The sequence below is a fragment of the Herpetosiphonaceae bacterium genome, assembly GCA_036374795.1.
Classification (GTDB): Bacteria; Chloroflexota; Chloroflexia; order Chloroflexales; family Kallotenuaceae; genus LB3-1.
Genome location: DASUTC010000291.1, coordinates 1 through 18,440, shown reverse-complemented (window position 1 = coordinate 18,440; position 18,440 = coordinate 1). Strand labels below are relative to the sequence as shown.

The following is an 18,440-nucleotide window of genomic DNA, read 5'->3' as shown; positions in this document are numbered from 1 at the left end:
TGACTAGCACATCTACATGAATGCTCCGATCGGCCCATCAGGGCAATCGTGATCCTGCGCGTGCCCGGCATGGTAGGGCGATACGTATCATCGCCCAGGATCATCCGCCTCATGCTACGCCATCAACCACGCTAAAGGGTCTTACCGGCCCTCGTCGAGCGCATGAAGGTTCCGTTTTCATGAATGACTTCTTGGCCGCGCTGCTTCGCCCGCGCGCTGAACGCCAGCCTGAGCAGCAGGCACTTACCTTTCTGGTCGATAGCGCAACTGACAGGCTTCGTCGGGGCTACACGCTGCTCGATCGGCGCTCCCAGGAGATCGCGGCGCTGCTGCCGGGTGAGCGAAGGGCGCGCCGCTGCGCTGCGCCTGCACGGACGCTACGGCCTGCGCATCGCGGGCGTGCGCTGGCGAGATGCCGCACCAGAATCCAGAGCCAGCGCTTCGCGCAGGAGGACCATCTATGACGCACGACGAGGATCGCCTCCCCAGCCGCGACCAGCTCTCGGAGACACGACGCGCGCTGCTCGAACGGTGGTTGCAGATCAAAACCCGCTCCGCTCCGGCGACCGCGACCCCGATCCCTCGGCTTGCGGATCGCACCTGTACACCGCTGTCGTTTGCCCAGCAGCGGCTCTGGCTCGTCAACCAGCTCGATCCCAATAGCGCGGCCTACAACATGCCCGGAGTCGTCCACCTGCGCGGACGGCTGGATGTCACCGTGCTTGAGCGCAGCCTGCACCAGATCGTGCAGCGCCATGATGTTCTGCGCGCGAGCTTCGTCGACGTGGACGGCGTGCCGATGCAGCGCGTGGAGCAGGAAGCGACGGTGACACTGCGCCGGGTCGATCTGCGCGAACTACCCCAGCCGGAGCAGGCCGTCGTCGTGCGGCGGCACACATCCGATGAGGCGCGGCAGCCGTTTGATCTGGCGCAAGGCCCGCTGCTCCGCACGCTGCTGCTCCAGCTTGGTCCGCAGGAGCATCTGCTGCTGCTGACGCTGCATCATATCATCGCCGATGGCTGGTCGATCGGCGTGTTCGTCCGTGAGCTGGCCGAGATCTACACCGCCCTGATCGACGGCAGGCCGGCCTCGCTCCCGGCGCTGCCGGTCCAGTACGCCGACTTTGCCGACTGGCAGCGGCAGCGCATGCAGGGCACAACCCACGCCCGGCAGATCGATCACTGGCGGCAGCGCCTCGCGGACCTGCCGACGCTGCACCTGCCCACCGATCGGCCACGTCCGCCGCTCCAGACCTTCCAGGGCGATCGGCACCGCCTGCACGTAGCCGCGAACCTGACGCAGGCGCTCAAGGAGCTAGGCCAGCAGCACAGCGCCACGCTCTTTATGACCCTGCTCGCCGCCTGGCAGACGCTCCTCCAGCGCTACAGCCAGCAGGACGAGATCGTCGTCGGCTCGGTGGCGGCGGGGCGTACCCGGCGCGAGCTTGAGGCGCTGATCGGCTTCTTCGTCGATAATCTTGTACTGCGCACGGATCTGTCGGGCAATCCCACGTTCCGCGAGCTGCTGGCACGGGTGCGCGCCACCTGTGTGGATGCCTACGCGCATCAGGACATGCCCTTTGTCCAACTTGTCGAGGTGCTTCAGCCCGATCGCGATCCCAGCCGCTCGCCGCTCTTTCAAGTCATGTTCGTGCTTCAGCCCAGCCAGAGCGACACGATCGCGTTGCCCGATCTGACGCTGACGCTTGAGGAGGGCGACACCGGCACGGCCAAGTTCGATCTGATGCTCAATCTCGAAGAGCACGCCGATGGGCTGCGCGGCTGGATCGAGTACAACACCGCCCTGTTCGAGGCTGCGACGATCGCGCGGATGGCCGCGCATTTTCAAACCCTGCTGACGGGCATCGTCGCCGATCCTGATGCGCCGATCGCCCACCTGCCGCTGCTGACGGAGGCCGAGCAGCAGCAGATGCTCGTCGACTGGAACCGCTCCGGGGCGGAGTATCCGTGCGCTGCCGCTGTGCATGCATTAATCGAGGTGCAGGCCGCGCGCACGCCCGACGTACCCGCGATCGTCTTCGATGGGCAAGCGCTGAGCTACGCCGAGCTGAACACGCGGGCGAATCAGCTTGCGCACTATTTGCGCGCTCAGGGCGTCGGCCCGGATGTGCTCGTCGCGCTGTGTGTCGAGCGCTCGCTGGAGATGATCGTCGGCATGCTGGCGATCCTCAAGGCCGGCGGCGCGTACGTGCCGCTTGATCCCACCTATCCCGCCGAGCGGCTTCAGTACATGCTGTCGCACAGCCGCGCGCCGGTGCTCCTGACCCAGGCCGCGCTCGTCGAACGTTTACCGGAACATCAGGCGCAGGTGTTCTGCCTCGATGCCGATTGGGATCGACTGGCGAATTGCAGCACCACCAACCCGCCGCGCACCGCGCTGCCGGAACACCTGGCCTATATCATCTTCACCTCCGGCTCCACGGGCCGACCAAAGGGCGTGATGGTCACGCAGCGCGGCTTGATCAATCTCGTCTATGGCCTGCGCGCCTACTTCACCGATCCGGCAGTGCAGCACACCGGCCTGATCACCTCGATCAGCTTCGATATTTCGGTCAACCAGATCTTCCCGACGCTGATCTTTGGCCGCACGCTGCACATCATCCCCGACCCGGTCAAGTTTAACAGCCGCGCGCTCCTGCGCTACCTCGATGAGCACCAGATCCACCTGCTGGACGCGGTGCCCTCGTATCTGCACGCCGTGCTCAACACGCCCGAACGCCCCCCGAACGTGCTGCGCTACCTGTTGCTCGGCGGCGAGAAGATCGAGCCGCGCTTGCTTCAGGCGGTCTTCGGCCAGCTTGGGGCGCAGGTCGAGGTGGTTAACATCTATGGCCTAACCGAGATCAGCGACATTAACGCGCTGGGCGTGATTCGCGCCGCCGATCGTGGCAAGCCGATCACGGTGGGCAAGCCCTTGCAGAACAACCGGATCTATATCTTGAATCGCTTCGACCAGCCGCAGCCGGTGGGCATCGCGGGCGAGGTCTGCATCTCCGGCGAGAGCGTCTCGCGCGGCTACCTCTTCCGCCCGGAGCTGACCGCTGAGCGCTTCGTGCCGTGTCCCTTCGAGGACGGGCAGATCATGGTGCGCACCGGCGACCTGGGCCGCTGGCAGCCCGACGGCACGGTCGAGATCCTGGGCCGCATCGATCATCAGGTGAAGATCCGAGGCTTCCGCATCGAGACAGGTGAGATCGAGGCCGTGCTGGCGCAGCATCCCCAGGTGGATGAGTGCGTGGTGCTGGCGCGCGAGGATGGCGCGGGTGCCCTTGGGGCGCGGCGGCTGGTGGCGTACGTGGTAGAACAAAGAACGGGCGCTATACGGGTGCCATGCCCAGAGGGCGCCCGGCATGGGCACTCGCATGGCACCGGGAACCAAGAGCCGAGAGCCGGAAACTCGAAACTCGAAACTCGAAACTTGAAACTTGAAACGTGGAAATCGGAACTCCGCGCCTACCTGAAAGAGCACCTGCCGGAGTACATGATCCCATCCGCGTTCGTCTTTCTGGAGGCCCTGCCGAAGACGCCCAGCGGCAAGATCGACCGCCGCGCGCTGCCCGCGCCGGAGCGACAGGCTGAGCTAACTGCTGGCTACGTCGCGCCGCGCACCGAGACGGAGTTGATTCTCGCCGGTCTGTGGGCCGAGGTGCTCGGCGTGGAGCGGGTGAGCGCGCACGACAACTTCTTCGAGCTGGGCGGCCACTCGCTGCTGGCGACACAGATCGCCTCGCGGGTGCGCGACGCCTTCCAGGTGGAGCTGCCGCTGCGGACGCTCTTTGCCTCGCCCACGGTCGGCAGCCTGGCGGAGTGGATCGATCAGGCCGGGCGCGATCGAGTGGGGCTGCTCCCACCGCCGCTGTATCGGGCTCCCCGTGATCGCGACCTGCCGCTCTCGTTCGCGCAGCAGCGGCTCTGGTTTCTAAGCCAGCTACAGCCCGACAGCGCAACCTACGTGATTCCGGCTGCCGTCCGGCTCACTGGCCTGCTCGACGTGGCCGCGCTGGAAACGAGCCTTAATGCCGTCGTCCAGCGCCATGAGACGCTGCGGACCACATTCGAGGCCGTCGCAGGACAGCCGATCCAGCGGATCGCGCCGAGCTACCGCCTGACGCTGGCGCTGCATGATCTTTCGGCGCTACCGCCGGATGCGCGCACCGACGAAGTTCGGCGGCGGCTGGCCCAGGCCGTGCGGCAGCCCTTCGATCTCGCCGCAGGCCCGCTGCTGCGCGCGCTGCTGCTGCGGCTGGACGAAGACGAGCATCTGCTGCTGCTGACGATGCACCACATCATCGCCGATGGCTGGTCGATCGGCGTGCTGCTGCGCGAGATCGCAGCGCACTATAACGCGCCCGATCCGCTCGTACCGGATCTTCCGATTCAGTATGCCGACTACGCCCTCTGGCAGCGCGACTGGCTTGCCGGGTGCCCTCAGGGCATAGCACCCGGCGAGCTGCTTGAGCGGCAGCTTGCCTACTGGCGGCAACAGCTCGCCGCCGCGCCCTCGGTCTTGAAGCTGCCCACCGATCGTCCCCGACCGCCGACGATGACCTTCGAGGGCACGCTCATGCCGCTGTCGCTGCCGCCCGCGCTGAGCAATCGCCTCAGGCGTCTCAGCCAGCAGGAGGGCGTCACGCTCTTCATGACGCTGCTGGCGGCCTGGCAAACGCTGCTCGGACACTACAGCGGGCAGCGCGATCTGATCGTCGGCAGCCCGATCGCCAACCGCCGCCACAGCGCCACCGAGGATCTGATCGGGTTTTTCGTCAACACGCTGGTGCTGCGAGCCGACCTGTCGGGCAATCCCACGTTTCGCGCCTTGCTGCGGCGAACCCGCGCGACCACCCTGGGGGCGTATGCTCATCAAGATCTGCCGTTCGAGCAACTGGTCGAGCATCTGAGGCCCGCCCGCGACCCAAGCTACACGCCGCTGTTTCAGGTGATGTTCGTGCTCCAGAACACGCCGCTGCCCGACGTGGCGCTGGCCGGTCTGGAGTTGCAGCGCATCGATGTCGAGCTTGGGATGGTCAAGTACGATCTGATCCTGGCGCTGGACGATCGCGCCGAGGAACTCACCGGCTGGATCGAGTACCGCACCGACCTCTTCGACGCCGCGACGATCGCCCGGATGATCGAGCACTTTCGGGTGCTGCTGGAGGCGATCGCGGTCGATCCTGAGCAGCGCCTGGTCGATCTGCCGCTGCTGACTGAGGCCGAGCGCCAGCGGATGCTCTACGAGTGGAACGCGACCGATGCGCCCTACGCCGACGAAGCGTGCGTCCACACCTGCTTCGAGGCCCAGGCCGCGCTCACACCCGATGCCGTCGCGCTGACCTACAACGGCCAATCGCTGACCTACGACGCGCTCAACCGGCGCGCAAACCAGCTCGCGCACGATCTCCGCGCGCGCGGCGTTGCACGAGGCATGCGCGTCGGGCTGTGTGTCGATCGCGGCCTTGAGCTGATCGTGGGCTTCCTGGCGATTCTCAAGGCGGGCGGCGTCTACGTCCCGCTGGACCCCGGCTACCCTCAGGAGCGGCTGGCCTTTATGCTGGCGGATACGCAGGCTCCGCTGCTGCTGACACAGCAGCGCCTCGCCGAGCGGCTGGCGGATCAGCATGTGCCGCTGGTCTACCTCGACGCTGACTGGCCGCTGATCGCGCATGAGCCTGAAACCAATCCCGGCGCCCCGATCACGCCCGACGATCTGGCCTACATCATCTACACCTCCGGCTCGACCGGACGGCCCAAAGGAGTGATGCTGCCCCACCGTGGGCTGGTCAGCCTTACCGCAAGCCAGATCAGGCGGATGAATGTTGGTGTCGGCAGCCGGGTGCTGCAATTCGCCTCGCCCAGCTTCGACGCCTCGGTCTGGGAGTTTGTCTTCGCGCTGCTGAGCGGCGCGGCGTTGTGCATCGCCGATCGAGAGGCGCTGCTGCCGGGGCTGGCAATCTACACGCTGCTCCGCGAGCAGGCGATCACGCACGCGCTGGTATCGCCCTCGGCGCTGGCGCTCACCCGAGCGGACGACCTGCCGCAGCTGGCTGTGATCAACGCGGGAACCGAAGCATGTTCGGCTGAGGTCGTCGCGCGCTGGCTGACCGATGCGGACGGTCGTAGACGACGCTTCTTCAACTCCTACGGTCCTACTGAGACAACGGTGTACTCGACCAGCTTCGAGTGCCGCGACGCTCCGCCGCACAGCCCGCCGATTGGCCGTCCAGTCGGCAACGCGCAGGTCTATATTTTGAACGCGGGGCTGCACCCGGTGCCGGTCGGCGTGGTCGGTGAGCTCTATATCGGCGGCGTGGGCTTGGCTCATGGCTATCTCAACCGGCCCGATCTGACCGCCGAGCGCTTCATCCCCGATCCGTTCGGCCAGAATCCGGGCGCGCGACTCTACAAGACCGGCGACCTGGCGCGCTACCAGCCCGACGGCAACGTGATCTACCTTGGCCGCAGCGACCAGCAGGTCAAAGTGCGCGGCTTCCGCATCGAGCTGGGCGAGATCGAGACGGTGCTCCGGCAGCATCCCGCGATTCGTGAGGCGGTGGTGCTGGCGCGCGAAGATCATCCGGGCGATACGCGGCTGGTGGCGTATGTCGTGGGAGAACAAGGGAACAAAGGAACAAAGGAACAAACCGGAGAACAAAGACGCGGGTGCCCTCTGGGCATGGGCACCCCGAACAAAGAACAAAGGAACCAGGAAACCGAAACTCGAAACTTGGAACTTGGAACTTGGAACTCGGAACTCCGCACCTACGTGCGACAGCGCCTCCCCGACTACATGGTGCCAAACACCTTTGTCGTGCTCGACACGCTGCCGCTGACGCCCAACGGCAAGCTCGATCGCAGCGCGCTGCCGGTGCCCGACACCGCCCGCCCGGCGCTGGAAGCCGCCTTTGTCGCGCCGCGCACCGAGGTCGAGCGCACGATTGCGGCAGTATGGCAGGCGCTGCTCAACATCGAGCAGATCGGCCTCCACGACAACTTCTTCGATCTCGGCGGCCACTCGCTGCTGGTGGTGCAGGCGCACAGCCAGCTCAGCACGATCTTCAACTGCGCCATCGCGATGGTCGATCTCTTCAAGTATCCGACCGTCAGCGCGCTGGCCGAGCACCTCAGCCAGCCCACGCCCGATCAGTCACCGCCACAGTCCAAGCAGCAGCTTCAGACCGTCAAAGAGGGCCGAAGCTGGCTGAAACAGCGCGCTGGCCGTCCCAGGCGCGGCGAGCATCAAGAGTAGGAGGTTCCGGTGGATCAGGTTGTATCGGCGAACGATACCACAGGTTTGGAAATCGGGATTATCGGTATCTCCGGTCGCTTCCCCGGTGCCGACAGCGGTGCCGCCTTCTGGCAACAGCTCTGTGATGGCGTCGAGTCGATCGCGTTTTTCTCCGACGCCGAGCTGGAGCGCTCGACGATCGAGCCTGAGCTGGCCGACCATCCCGATCTGGTCAAAGCGGCGGGCATCCTCGACGACGTGGATCGCTTCGATGCGAGCTTCTTCGGCTACACGCCGCGCGAGGCCGAGATCATGGACCCGCAGTTCAGGCTGTTCCTTGAGTGTTCCTGGGAAGCGCTTGAGCAGGCCGGGTACAGCTCCGACACAGCCGACGCGACGATCGGGGTGTATGCGGGAGCCGGACGCAGCGCCTACCTGCTCAACAACCTCTACACGAACCGCGCGCTGCTCCGCGAGTCGGGCGGCATGTTCCAGACGCTCATCGGCAACACCAGCGACCAACTGACCACGCTGGTTTCGTACAAGCTCAACCTCAAGGGGCCGAGCGTCGGCGTGCAGACCGCCTGCTCGACCTCGCTGGTAGCGGTCCATCTGGCCTGTCAAAGCCTGCTGATCGGCGATTGCGACATGGCGCTGGCGGGCGGCGTGTCGATCGGCTTTCCGCAGAAGGCGGGCTACCTCTACCAGGAGGGCGGCATTATGTCGCCTGACGGCCACTGTCGCGCCTTCGATGCGGCGGCTCAGGGCACCGTCACCGGCTACGGCGTCGGCGTGGTGGCGCTCAAGCGGCTCGACCGGGCGCTGGCCGACGGCGATACGATCTACGCGGTGATTCGCGGCTCGGCGATCAACAACGACGGCGCCGCCAAGGCGGGCTACACCGCGCCCGGCGTCGACGGACAGGCGCGCGTGATTCAGGCCGCCCACACCATCGCCGAGGTCGATCCGGCTACGATTAGCTACATCGAGGCACACGGCACCGGCACCGCGCTGGGCGATCCGATCGAGGTTACGGCCTTGACCGAGGCGTTTCGCGTCCACACCGATCGGCAGGGCTACTGCGCGCTTGGCTCGGTCAAGACCAACATCGGCCACCTGGACGCGGCGGCGGGCGTCGCCGGACTGATCAAGACCGCGCTGGCGCTGCATCATCGCGTGCTGCCGCCCAGCCTGCACTTCGAGCGGCCCAACCCCGCGATCGACTTCGCCAGCACGCCGTTTTATGTCAACAACAGGCTCGCGCCGTGGCCGACAGATGGACAGCCCCGCCGCGCTGGCGTTAGCTCATTCGGCATCGGCGGCACGAACGCCCACGCGATCCTCGAAGAAGCGCCGCCGGTCGCAGAATCGGGACTGTCGCGGCCCATGCAACTGCTGGTGCTCTCGGCCAAGACCGAGACGGCGCTCGATGCGGCGACCGCCAATCTTGCCGATTATCTGCGGCAGCAGCCGGACGCGAACATCGCGGATGTGGCCTTCACGCTTCAGCTTGGGCGTAAAGCCTTCGCGCATCGCCGCGCGGTGGTCTGCCGCGACGCCGCCGACGCGCTGCGCGCCTTGGAATCGCTCGATCCGCAGCGCGTGCGGAGCCAGCACCACAGCGGCGCGCATCGCCCGATCGTCTTTTTGTTTCCAGGCCAGGGCGCGCAGTACGTGCAGATGGCGGCGGAACTCTACGCCCACGAGCCGATCGTGCGCCGTGAGATCGATCGCTGCGCCGAGCTGCTCAGGCCGCATCTGGGCCTTGATCTGCGAACGATCCTCTACCCGCGCGCCGCCGAGAGCGAAGCCGCCGAGCAGATCGGCCAGACCTGGCTGACACAGCCCGCGCTCTTTGTGATCGAGTACGCGCTGGCAAAGCTGCTGATGGCCTGGGGCATTCAGCCGCACGCGCTGATCGGCCACTCGATCGGCGAGTACGTCGCGGCCTGTCTCGCGGGCGTCTTCTCGCTGGAAGACGCGCTCTTGCTCGTCGCGGCGCGTGGACGGCTGATCCAGAGCCTACCGCCCGGCGCGATGCTGGTCGTGCCGCTGTCGGCGCAGGAGGTCGAGGCGCTGCTCGACACGAACCTCTCGCTCGCGGCCAGCAACGGCCCCTCGGTGTGCGTCGTCTCCGGCCCGCCGGATGCGGTGGCGGCGCTGCGGGAGCGGCTGACACAGCAGGGCGTGGAGTGTCGTCTGGCGCACACCTCGCATGCGTTCCACTCGGCGATGATGGAGCCGATTCTGGAGCCATTCGTCGAGCAGGTGCGCCGCGTGACGCTTCAGCCGCCGCAGCTTCCCTACATCTCCAACCTGACGGGCACCTGGATCACCGCCGAGCAGGCGACCGATCCGCGCTACTGGGCGCGCCATCTGCGGCAGCCGGTGCGCTTCGCCGAGGGCATCCGCGAGCTATCGAGCGTGCGCCATGCGCTGCTGGTGGAAGTCGGGCCGGGACGCACGCTCACCACGCTGGCAAAGCAATCTCTGGACGACGGCGCGCACGACGTGCTCGCCACGATGCGCCACCCGCGCGACAGCGAATCGGATCAGGCGCTCCTCTTCGAGACGATCGGCCGGCTGTGGCTGGCGGGAGCGCCGATCGACTGGGCGGGCATGCACAGCCACGAGCGGCGGCGGCGCGTGCCGCTGCCGACGTACCCATTCGAGCGGCAGCGCTACTGGGTCGAGCCGCAGCACACGTTCGCGCAGCCGGTATCGCTCGATCGGCAGCCGAACCTGGCCGACTGGCTGTACGTGCCGGTCTGGCAGCAAGCGCCGCTGCCGAACCGCGTGGAGCAGAGCAGCGCCGCGCGGCGCTGGCTGATCTTTCTGGATGCCTGCGGCGTCGGCGAGCACCTGGCGCAGCAGCTCCGGCAGCGGGGCGACAGCGTGACGACCGTGGCGGTCGGGCCGGAGTTCGCGCAGATCGGCGAGCGGGCGTATGCGATCCACCCGCGCCAGCCGATCGACTACCAGGCGCTCTTCCGCGCCCTGCGGGAGCAGCGCCAGACACCGACGACGATCGTCCACCTGTGGAGCGTCACGCCCGCCGAGGCAGCGCCGCCGAGCGTGGATCGATTGAGCGCCTACCAGGACCAGGGCTTTTACAGCCTGCTGACGCTGGCGCAAATCCTCGGCGAGCAGAGCAGCGCGGAGAAGATCGACCTTTGTGTGATCTCCAACAACATCCACGACGTGACCGGCGACGAGGATCTGATCCCCGCAAAAGCGACGATCCTCGGCCCGTGCAAGGTTATTCCGCAGGAGTACGCCGCTATCGCCTGTCGCAGCATCGACATCGGCGACACGGAAGGCAAACGCTGGTCGCTGGCGGCGCTCGTCGATCAGCTTATCGCGGAATGTAGCACGCCGTCGCCCGATGATCAGGTTGCGTATCGGCACAGCCATCGCTGGGCGCTGCGCTTCGAGCGGCTGCGACTTCCGGCTGCGGCCACGCCGCCAGCCGCGCTGCGGCAGCATGGCGTCTACCTGATCACCGGCGGCACCAGCGAGATCGGCCTCGCGCTCGCCGAGTACCTGTGGCAGAGCGTGCAGGCCAGGCTCGTGCTCGTCGATCGCGCGCCGCTGCCGGACCAATCGCAGTGGTCGTTCTGGCTGGAAACCCACGACGAGGCAGATTGCGTCAGCCGTACGCTGCGCAGGCTTCAGGCCCTTGAGGCGGCGGGAGCGGAGATCCTCGTGTGCAGCGCCGATGTCGCCAGCCAGGAGCGCATGGCGGGCGTTGTCGCCCAGGCGCGCGAGCGCTTCGGCGCGCTGCACGGCGTGATCCACACCGAGACGGTCTTCGGCGCTGGCATGATCCAGCTCAAAGCGCCCGATCTGGCAGCAGCCGTGCTCGCGCCCAAGGTGATCGGCACCTACGTGCTGGAGTCGGTCCTGGCAGACACGCCGCTCGATTTCATGGTGCTCTGCTCCTCGACGATCGCGCTGATCGGCGGCTTTGGACAGGCCGATTACTGCGCGGCCAACGCCTTCGTCGATGCGTACGCGCATGCTGCCAGCGGGCAGAGCGGCAGGCAAACCACAGCGATCAACTGGAGCGTCTGGGCCTGGGACGATGGGCAGGACGAGCTGATCGCGGGCATTCCGGCGATGCAGCAGCAGCTCAGGCAGATCCGCGCGGCCTACGGCATCACGCCAGCACAGGCGATCGACGCCTTTGCGCGGATCATGACCCAGCGCCTGCCGCAGGTGATCGTTTCGACCCAGGATTTCCACGAGGTCATGGCGCAGGCGGGCGAGCTGACCGCCGCGAACGCGCTTGAGCAGATGGAGCGGCTGCGGCAGGCAGCGCCCGCCCACGAGCGCCCGGCATCCGAGGTGCAGTACGCGCCGCCCCGCAGCGAGATCGAGGCGATCGTAGCGACGACGCTGAGCAGGCTGCTCGGCATCCAGCAGATCGGCGTGCATGATAACTTCTTCGCGCTTGGCGGCAACTCGCTGCTGGCGATCCAGCTTGTGTCGGCGCTGCGCGCAGCCTTCCAGGTCGAGCTCCACATGAACGCGCTCTTCGAGGCGGCGACCGTCGCGGAGCTGGCGGCGATCATCGAGGCGGCGCAGGCCCGGCAGCGCGAGCGCGAAGAGCTGGAGGCCCTGCTGCGCGAGATCGAAGGGCTTTCGATCGATGAGGCGCAGACGCAGTTGATCGCCGAGATGGGCCTGAGCCAGGAGGGCACCGCCGATGGATGATCTGGAAAAACGTTTTGCGGCGCTCGCTCCTGAGCAGCGCGCGCTGCTTGAGCTACGGCTCAAGCAAAAAGGGCTTCAGCCTGGGACGATCGATCGCGCCGCGCCGACGACGCAGCGGCAGATCGGCGGGATCGCGCCGGTCGATCGGGCGATGCGCTTCACGCTTTTCTTCTTCTCCGATCAGGGATCGCAGGCGACGCGCGGCAAGTACCGGCTGCTGCTCGAAAGCGCGAAGTTCGCCGACGAGCACGGCTTTGCCGCGATCTGGACACCAGAGCGTCATTTTCAGGACTTTGGCGGCCTGTATCCCAACCCGTCGGTGCTCGGCGCGGCCCTGGCGACGATCACCAGCCGCATCCAGATTCGCGCCGGAAGCGTCGCGCTGCCGCTGCACAACCCGATCCGCGTCGCCGAGGAGTGGTCGGTCGTGGATAACCTCTCCGACGGTCGGGTCGGCGTCTCGTTTGCCTCCGGCTGGCATCCCGGCGATTTTGTGCTGTCGCCGCAGAACTATGCCAGCCGCAAAACGATCATGCTTGAGTATATCCAGATGATCCGGCGGCTGTGGGCTGGCGAGACGGTGGACGTGCCCGGCGTGGACGGCGAGACGGTCCCGATTCGGATCTTGCCGCGACCGATCCAGCACCGGCTGCCGATCTGGATCACCAGCTCCGGCACGCTGGAGACGTTCGTCGCCGCCGGTGAGATCGGCGCGAATATTCTGACCTCGCTCAGCCCCACCCGGCAGCTTTTCGACGAGCTGGGCCAGAAGATCCGGCTCTACCGCGAGGCGCTGGCTCGCCACGGCTACAACCCGCGCGCGGGGATCGTCTCGGTGATGCTGCATACGTACCTGGGCGACAGCGAGGCCACGGTCAAAGAGCAGGTGCGCGAGCCACTGCGCGATTACCTGCGAACCTACATCGGCCAGTTCGATAACCTGCCGCAGGCCGAGAAAAGCGCTCAGGCCGCGCAGGTCAGCGAGGCCGATAAGGCGCTGCTGCTGGATGCCGTCTTCGAGCGCTACTTCGAGACGGGCGCGCTGCTGGGCACGCCGCAGAAATGCACGGCGCTTGTCGATCGGCTTCAGGCGATCGGCGTCGACGAGATCGCCTGTCTGGTCGACTTTGGCCTGGATGCACAGACCGTGCTCGCCAGCCTGCCGCATTTGAACGAGCTGCGAGCGTTGTACGAGCGTGGATGACGAACCCAGGAACAAACAGAGAACAAAGGAACAAAGGAACAAAGGAACAAAGGAACAAAGGAACAACGAGTAACCGTATGTGCCGTCACTCCCCCTCTCCTATGCCAAGGGGGGTGCCCTCTGGGCCTGGAGAGGCCGGGTGCCCTCTGGGCATGGTACCCGGCCCTGGGTGAGGGCCTGAACGTGAAACTTTGAACTTGAAACTTGAAACGCCGTTGATGATCCGGAGCCTCCCATGACCGATTTTTCGGAACGACTGGCCGCGCTCTCGCCTGAGCAGCGCGCGCTCTTTGAGCTGCGGCGCAAGCAAAAGGGCCTCGGCACGGCGCAGGATCAGCCGATTCCGCGCCGCAGCCAGGCGGCGCACTATCCGCTCTCCTTCGACCAGATGCGGCTCTGGTTTCTGTACCAGCTCGCGCCTGAAAGCTCGGCCTACAACATCCACGGCGGCGTTCGGCTCAGCGGGCGGCTCGACTTCGCCGCGATGGAGCGCAGCATCAACGAGATCGTACGCCGCCACGAGATTCTCCGCACAACCTTCGACGTGGCCGACGAGCAGCCGGTGCAGATCGTCGCTCCCAGCCTGACGGTAAAGCTGACGTTGGTCGACATCAGCGATCTGCCTCAGCAGGAGCGCAGCGCCGCCGTCCACCGGCTGTCCGCTCAGTGCGCCAGCGAGCCGTTCGATCTGGTGCGTGGACCGCTGATCCGCACGACCTTGCTGCGGCTGGCCGACGACGAGCATATCCTGATCACGGTGATGCACCACATCGTCACCGATCGCTGGTCGTACAGCCTGTTTGAGCAGGAACTTGCGACGCTGTACCACGCCTGCTCCAGCGGCCTGCCATCGCCCCTGCCGGAGCTGCCGCTCCAGTTTGCCGACTTTGCGATCTGGCAGCAGCAGTGGATGGGCAGCGAGCGGATGCAGGCGCAGATGGCCTACTGGAAGCGCCAGCTCGATCGCCTGCCGCAGCTTCACAGCATCCCGACCGACCATCCGCGACCGGCGGTGCAGAGCTTTCGGGGCGCGCGGCATCATTTCGTCCTTTCCAGTGCGGAGACGGAGGGCATCAGGGCGCTGAGCCGACAGAGCGGCACCACGCTGTTTATCACGCTGCTGACGATCTTCAAGGTCTTGCTCGCCCGCCAGAGCGGCCAGACCGACATGGTCGTCGCCACGCCGATCGCCAACCGCGACCGCCCGGAGTTACAGCGGCTGATCGGCTTCTTCCTCAACACGCTGATCTTTCGCTCCGACCTGTCGGGCAACCCGACCTTCCGCGCGTATCTGGCGCAGATGCGAGATGTCGCGCGCGATGCCTACGCTCACCAGGACGTGCCCTTCGAGAAGCTTGTCGCCGAGCTACGGCCTGAGCGTGATACCAGCCGCAACCCGCTCTACCAGATCACCTTTCTCTTTCTCGACTTTGAAGAATCGAAGGAGGTCGCGGCGCTGCCCGGCATGCGCGTCGAGACGGTCGAGATCAATCCCGAAGACTCGCGCTTCGATCTGACGCTGGCGCTCTGGAACGGACCTCAGGAGATCAACGGCTTTTTTGAGTACAGCAGCGATCTCTTCGATCCGGCCACGATCGCTGTCTTCGCCGAGCATCTGCATCTCCTGGCGGAGCAGATCATCGCCAATCCCGATCAGCCGGTCTTTGAGATCCCCTGCCTGACGGAGGCCGAGAGCCACAGGCTGCTGGTGGAGTGGAACGCGACCACCGCCGACTATCGCCAGGATCAGCGTGTGCCTGAGCTGATCGAGGCGCAGGCGGCGCGCACCCCCGACGCGATTGCCATCGTGATGGGCCAGCGCCGCCTGACGTACCGCGAGCTGAACGCGCGCGCCAACCAACTGGCGCATCATCTGCAAGCGCTGGGCGCGCAGCCCGACACGCCGATCGGCTTGTGCGTCGAGCGCTCGCCGGAGCTGGTGATCGGCCTGCTCGGCATCCTCAAGGCCGGAGCGGCCTACGTTCCGCTCGATCCGAGCTATCCCCAGGAGCGCCTCGCGTTCATGCTCGAAGACGCCGGAGTCGAGCATCTGGTGACGCAGCAGGCGATCGTCGACGCGCTGCCGCAGCACAGCGCCCAGGTCGTGCGCCTCGACGCGGACTGGCCCAGCATTGCCGCGCAGCCCGCCAGCGTGCCAACCGTCGAGATCCAGAGCGCGCATCTGGCCTATCTGATCTACACGTCGGGCACGACCGGACGGCCCAAGGCGGTGCAGATCGAGCATCGCAGCCTGTGCAACACGCTGCTGGCGAGTCAGGAGCGCTTCACGTTCCAGCCCGACGACGTGCTGCCCTGGATCGCCTCCGCCGCCTTCGACATCGCGCTCTTCGAGCTGCTCAACCCGCTGCTGGCGGGCGGCACCGCCATTGTGCTGACTCAGGCAGACGTGCTCGATCTGCCGCAGCTTGTCCAGACGCTCACCCGCTGCACGCGGCTGCATGCGGTGCCAAGCCTGATGCGCCAGATCGTCCAGACGATCCGCGCCGCGAATCTTCCGGCGGACGCCTACGCCGCCATGCGTCAGGTCTTCGTCGGCGGCGATACCGTTCCGGCGGACCTGCTGAGCGCGATGCAAGCGGTCTTTCCCCACGCGCAGATCACGGTGCTCTACGGCCCCACCGAGACGACGATCATCTGCACCAGCTTCGACGCGCCGCGCGATCTGCCGGTCACGGCCCATCCAATCGGCAGGCCGCTGCCCAACGTGCAGCTTCGCCTCTACGACGCGCACCGGCAGCTTGTCCCGATCGGCGTGCCCGGCGAGATCTATCTGGGCGGCGCTGGTCTGGCGCGCGGCTACCTGCACCAGCCGGAGCTGACCGCCGAGAAGTTTGTCACGATCGACGGGCAGCTCTGGTACCGCACGGGCGATCTGGCCCGCTACCGTGCCGACGGCACGCTGGAGTTCATGGGCCGTACTGACAATCAGGTCAAGGTGCGCGGCTTCCGCATCGAGCTGGGCGAGATCGAGGCCGTGCTGCGTCAGCACGAGGCCGTGCGCGACGCCGCCGCGATCGTCCACACGGATGGCTCAGGCGATGCGCGGCTGGTGGCGTACGTCGTAGAACAAAGGAACAAAGGAACAAAGGAACAAGGGCTTAACTCGCTTGATCCCTTGATCCCTGATTCTCTTGTTCCCGATTCCTCGACCCATGACTTCCGTGCGTATCTGAACGATCGATTGCCCGGCTACATGGTCCCTGCGGAGGTGATCGTGCTCGACGCGCTGCCGCTGACCGCGCACGGCAAGCTCGATCGCGCCGCGCTGCCGCCGCCGGATGCGACCCTCCGCGAGCGCGCTGCCGCCTATGTCGCGCCGCGCACGCCGCTGGAAGCAGTGCTGGCGCAGATCTGGGCGGCGGTGCTGGGCCGCGAGGCCGTGAGCGTCCACGACGACTTCTTCGCGCTGGGCGGCCACTCGCTGCTCGCCACACAGGTCGTCACCCGCATCCGCGCCGCCTGCCAGGTCGAGATCCAGGTTCGCGCGCTGTTCGATCATCCGACGATCGCCGCGCTAGCCCACGTGATCGAGGCCAGCGGATACGCCGCGCCCGTACCGATTGTCACCGCTGCCGACGACGAGGAAGAGGAATGGGAAGTATGACGACCGCCGAGTTTTTGGCGCTGCTGCAAGACCAGGGGATCACGCTGCGAGTCGAGGGCGATCGGCTGCGCTACCGAGGCCCGAAAGAGGTGCTGACGCCGGAGATTCACGCCTCGATCGCCGCTCGTAAAGCCGAGCTGATCGCTGCGCTTCAGTCGGAGCGCACGCCCAGAGCGGCTGGTCCGCGCCCGGCATCCCGCGATCGAGCGCTGCCGCTGTCGTTCGCCCAGCAGCGCCTCTGGTTCTTCGATCAGCTTCAGCCTGATAGCGCCGCCTACAACATCCACACGACGGTCGCGCTCGACGGACAGCTTGACATCGCGACGCTAGAGCGCAGCTTTACCGCGCTGGTCGCGCGTCACGAGAGCTTGCGCACCACGTTTGCCCAGGGCATACACGGCGATGAGGGAGCGCCGGTCCAGGTGATCGCGCCGCCCGCGCCGCTGCCGCTGCCGATCCATAATCTTCAAACGCTCCCCGCCGACCAGCGCCTTGCGGAGGCGCACAGGATCGCGACGGCTGAGTCGCAGCGGCCATTCGATCTTGCGGCGGGGCCTCTGCTGCGCGTGCTGCTGCTGCGGCTCGATCCGCAGGCACATGTGCTGCTGCTGACGCTGCATCATATCATCGCCGATGGCTGGTCGATCGGCATCCTGATTCGTGAGCTGGCCGCGCTCTACACCGCCGGAGGCAACCCCGCCGTCCTACCGCCGCTGCCGATCCAGTACGCCGACTACGCTATCTGGCAGCGCGACTGGCTTCAGGGCAAGGTCCTGGAACAGCAGATCGACTACTGGCGTGCGCAGTTGCAGGGCGCTCCCGCGCTGCTTACCCTCCCGACCGATCGCCCGCGTCCGGCGGTGCAGCGCTTTCAGGGCGCGCAGCAGACGTTCATTATTCCGCTGGAGCTGCATGCCGCGCTGGTGCGGCTGAGCCAGCAGGAGGGCGTAACGCTGTTCATGACGCTGCTGGCGGCGTGGCAGGTGCTCCTCGCGCGCTACAGCGGCCAGAACGACATCGTCGTCGGTACGCCGATCGCCGGACGCACGCGGATCGAAACCGAAGGGCTGATCGGCTTCTTCGTCAACACGCTCGCGCTGCGCGCCAGGCTGGACGGCAATCCCGGCTTCCGCGCGCTGCTGCGGCAGGTGCGCGAGACGACCTTCGCGGCCTACGCGCATCAGGATATTCCCTTCGAGCAGGTCGTCGACACGCTCCAGCCCACCCGCGATCTGAGCTACATGCCGCTGTTCCAGGTCTTGTTCGCGCTCCAGAACGCGCCGATGCCAGCGCTCAATCTGGAGGCGCTGACGCTCAGGGTGCTGGAGATGGATGCACTGGTCGCCAAGTTCGACCTTGAGCTGAGTCTGGAGGAGAAAGAGAACGGGCTGAGCGGTCGGCTGATCTACAATACCGCGCTCTTCGACGCCAGCACGATCGCGCGGATGGTCGTCCACTACCAGATGTTGCTCGCGGCGGCTGTTGCCGATCCCGACCAGCCGATCATGACGCTGCCGCTGCTGACGGCGGCGGAGCGGGCGCTGCTGCTGAGCTGGAATCCGCCCGCTACCGACACCCCGCCGCTCCGCTGTTTGCACCACCTCGTCGCCGCCCAGGCCGCGCGCACCCCCCACGCCTGCGCCGTCGTCTGC

The 18,440-nt window shown here is 66.4% G+C and carries 6 protein-coding genes; all 6 read left to right on the top strand.

Annotation, left to right across the window (positions count from 1 at the left end):
- Nucleotides 1-179: 179 nt before the first annotated feature.
- Nucleotides 180-464: a hypothetical protein gene (locus tag VFZ66_22765; protein HEX6292027.1), complete on the top strand. Its 285-nt coding sequence runs from the start codon at nt 180-182 to the stop codon at nt 462-464.
- Nucleotides 461-7,264, top strand: coding sequence for an amino acid adenylation domain-containing protein (locus VFZ66_22760; protein HEX6292026.1), 6,804 nt, complete (start codon nt 461-463; stop codon nt 7,262-7,264). The genes VFZ66_22765 and VFZ66_22760 overlap by 4 nt, the downstream gene beginning before the upstream one ends.
- Before the next feature lie 9 nt (nt 7,265-7,273).
- Nucleotides 7,274-11,959, top strand: a complete 4,686-nt coding sequence (locus tag VFZ66_22755) for a beta-ketoacyl synthase N-terminal-like domain-containing protein (protein HEX6292025.1) — start codon at nt 7,274-7,276, stop codon at nt 11,957-11,959.
- Nucleotides 11,952-13,163 carry an LLM class flavin-dependent oxidoreductase gene (locus tag VFZ66_22750; GenBank protein HEX6292024.1) on the top strand — a complete coding sequence of 404 codons (1,212 nt, stop codon included), beginning with the start codon at nt 11,952-11,954 and terminating at the stop codon, nt 13,161-13,163. Before VFZ66_22755 ends, VFZ66_22750 begins: the two co-directional genes overlap by 8 nt.
- A 235-nt stretch (nt 13,164-13,398) precedes the next feature.
- Entirely contained in the window at nt 13,399-16,788 is a 3,390-nt protein-coding gene (locus VFZ66_22745) for an amino acid adenylation domain-containing protein (protein HEX6292023.1), read from the top strand.
- A partial coding sequence (locus VFZ66_22740; protein ID HEX6292022.1) for a condensation domain-containing protein occupies nt 16,785-18,440 on the top strand: 1,656 nt, incomplete at its 3' end. The genes VFZ66_22745 and VFZ66_22740, both read left to right, overlap by 4 nt.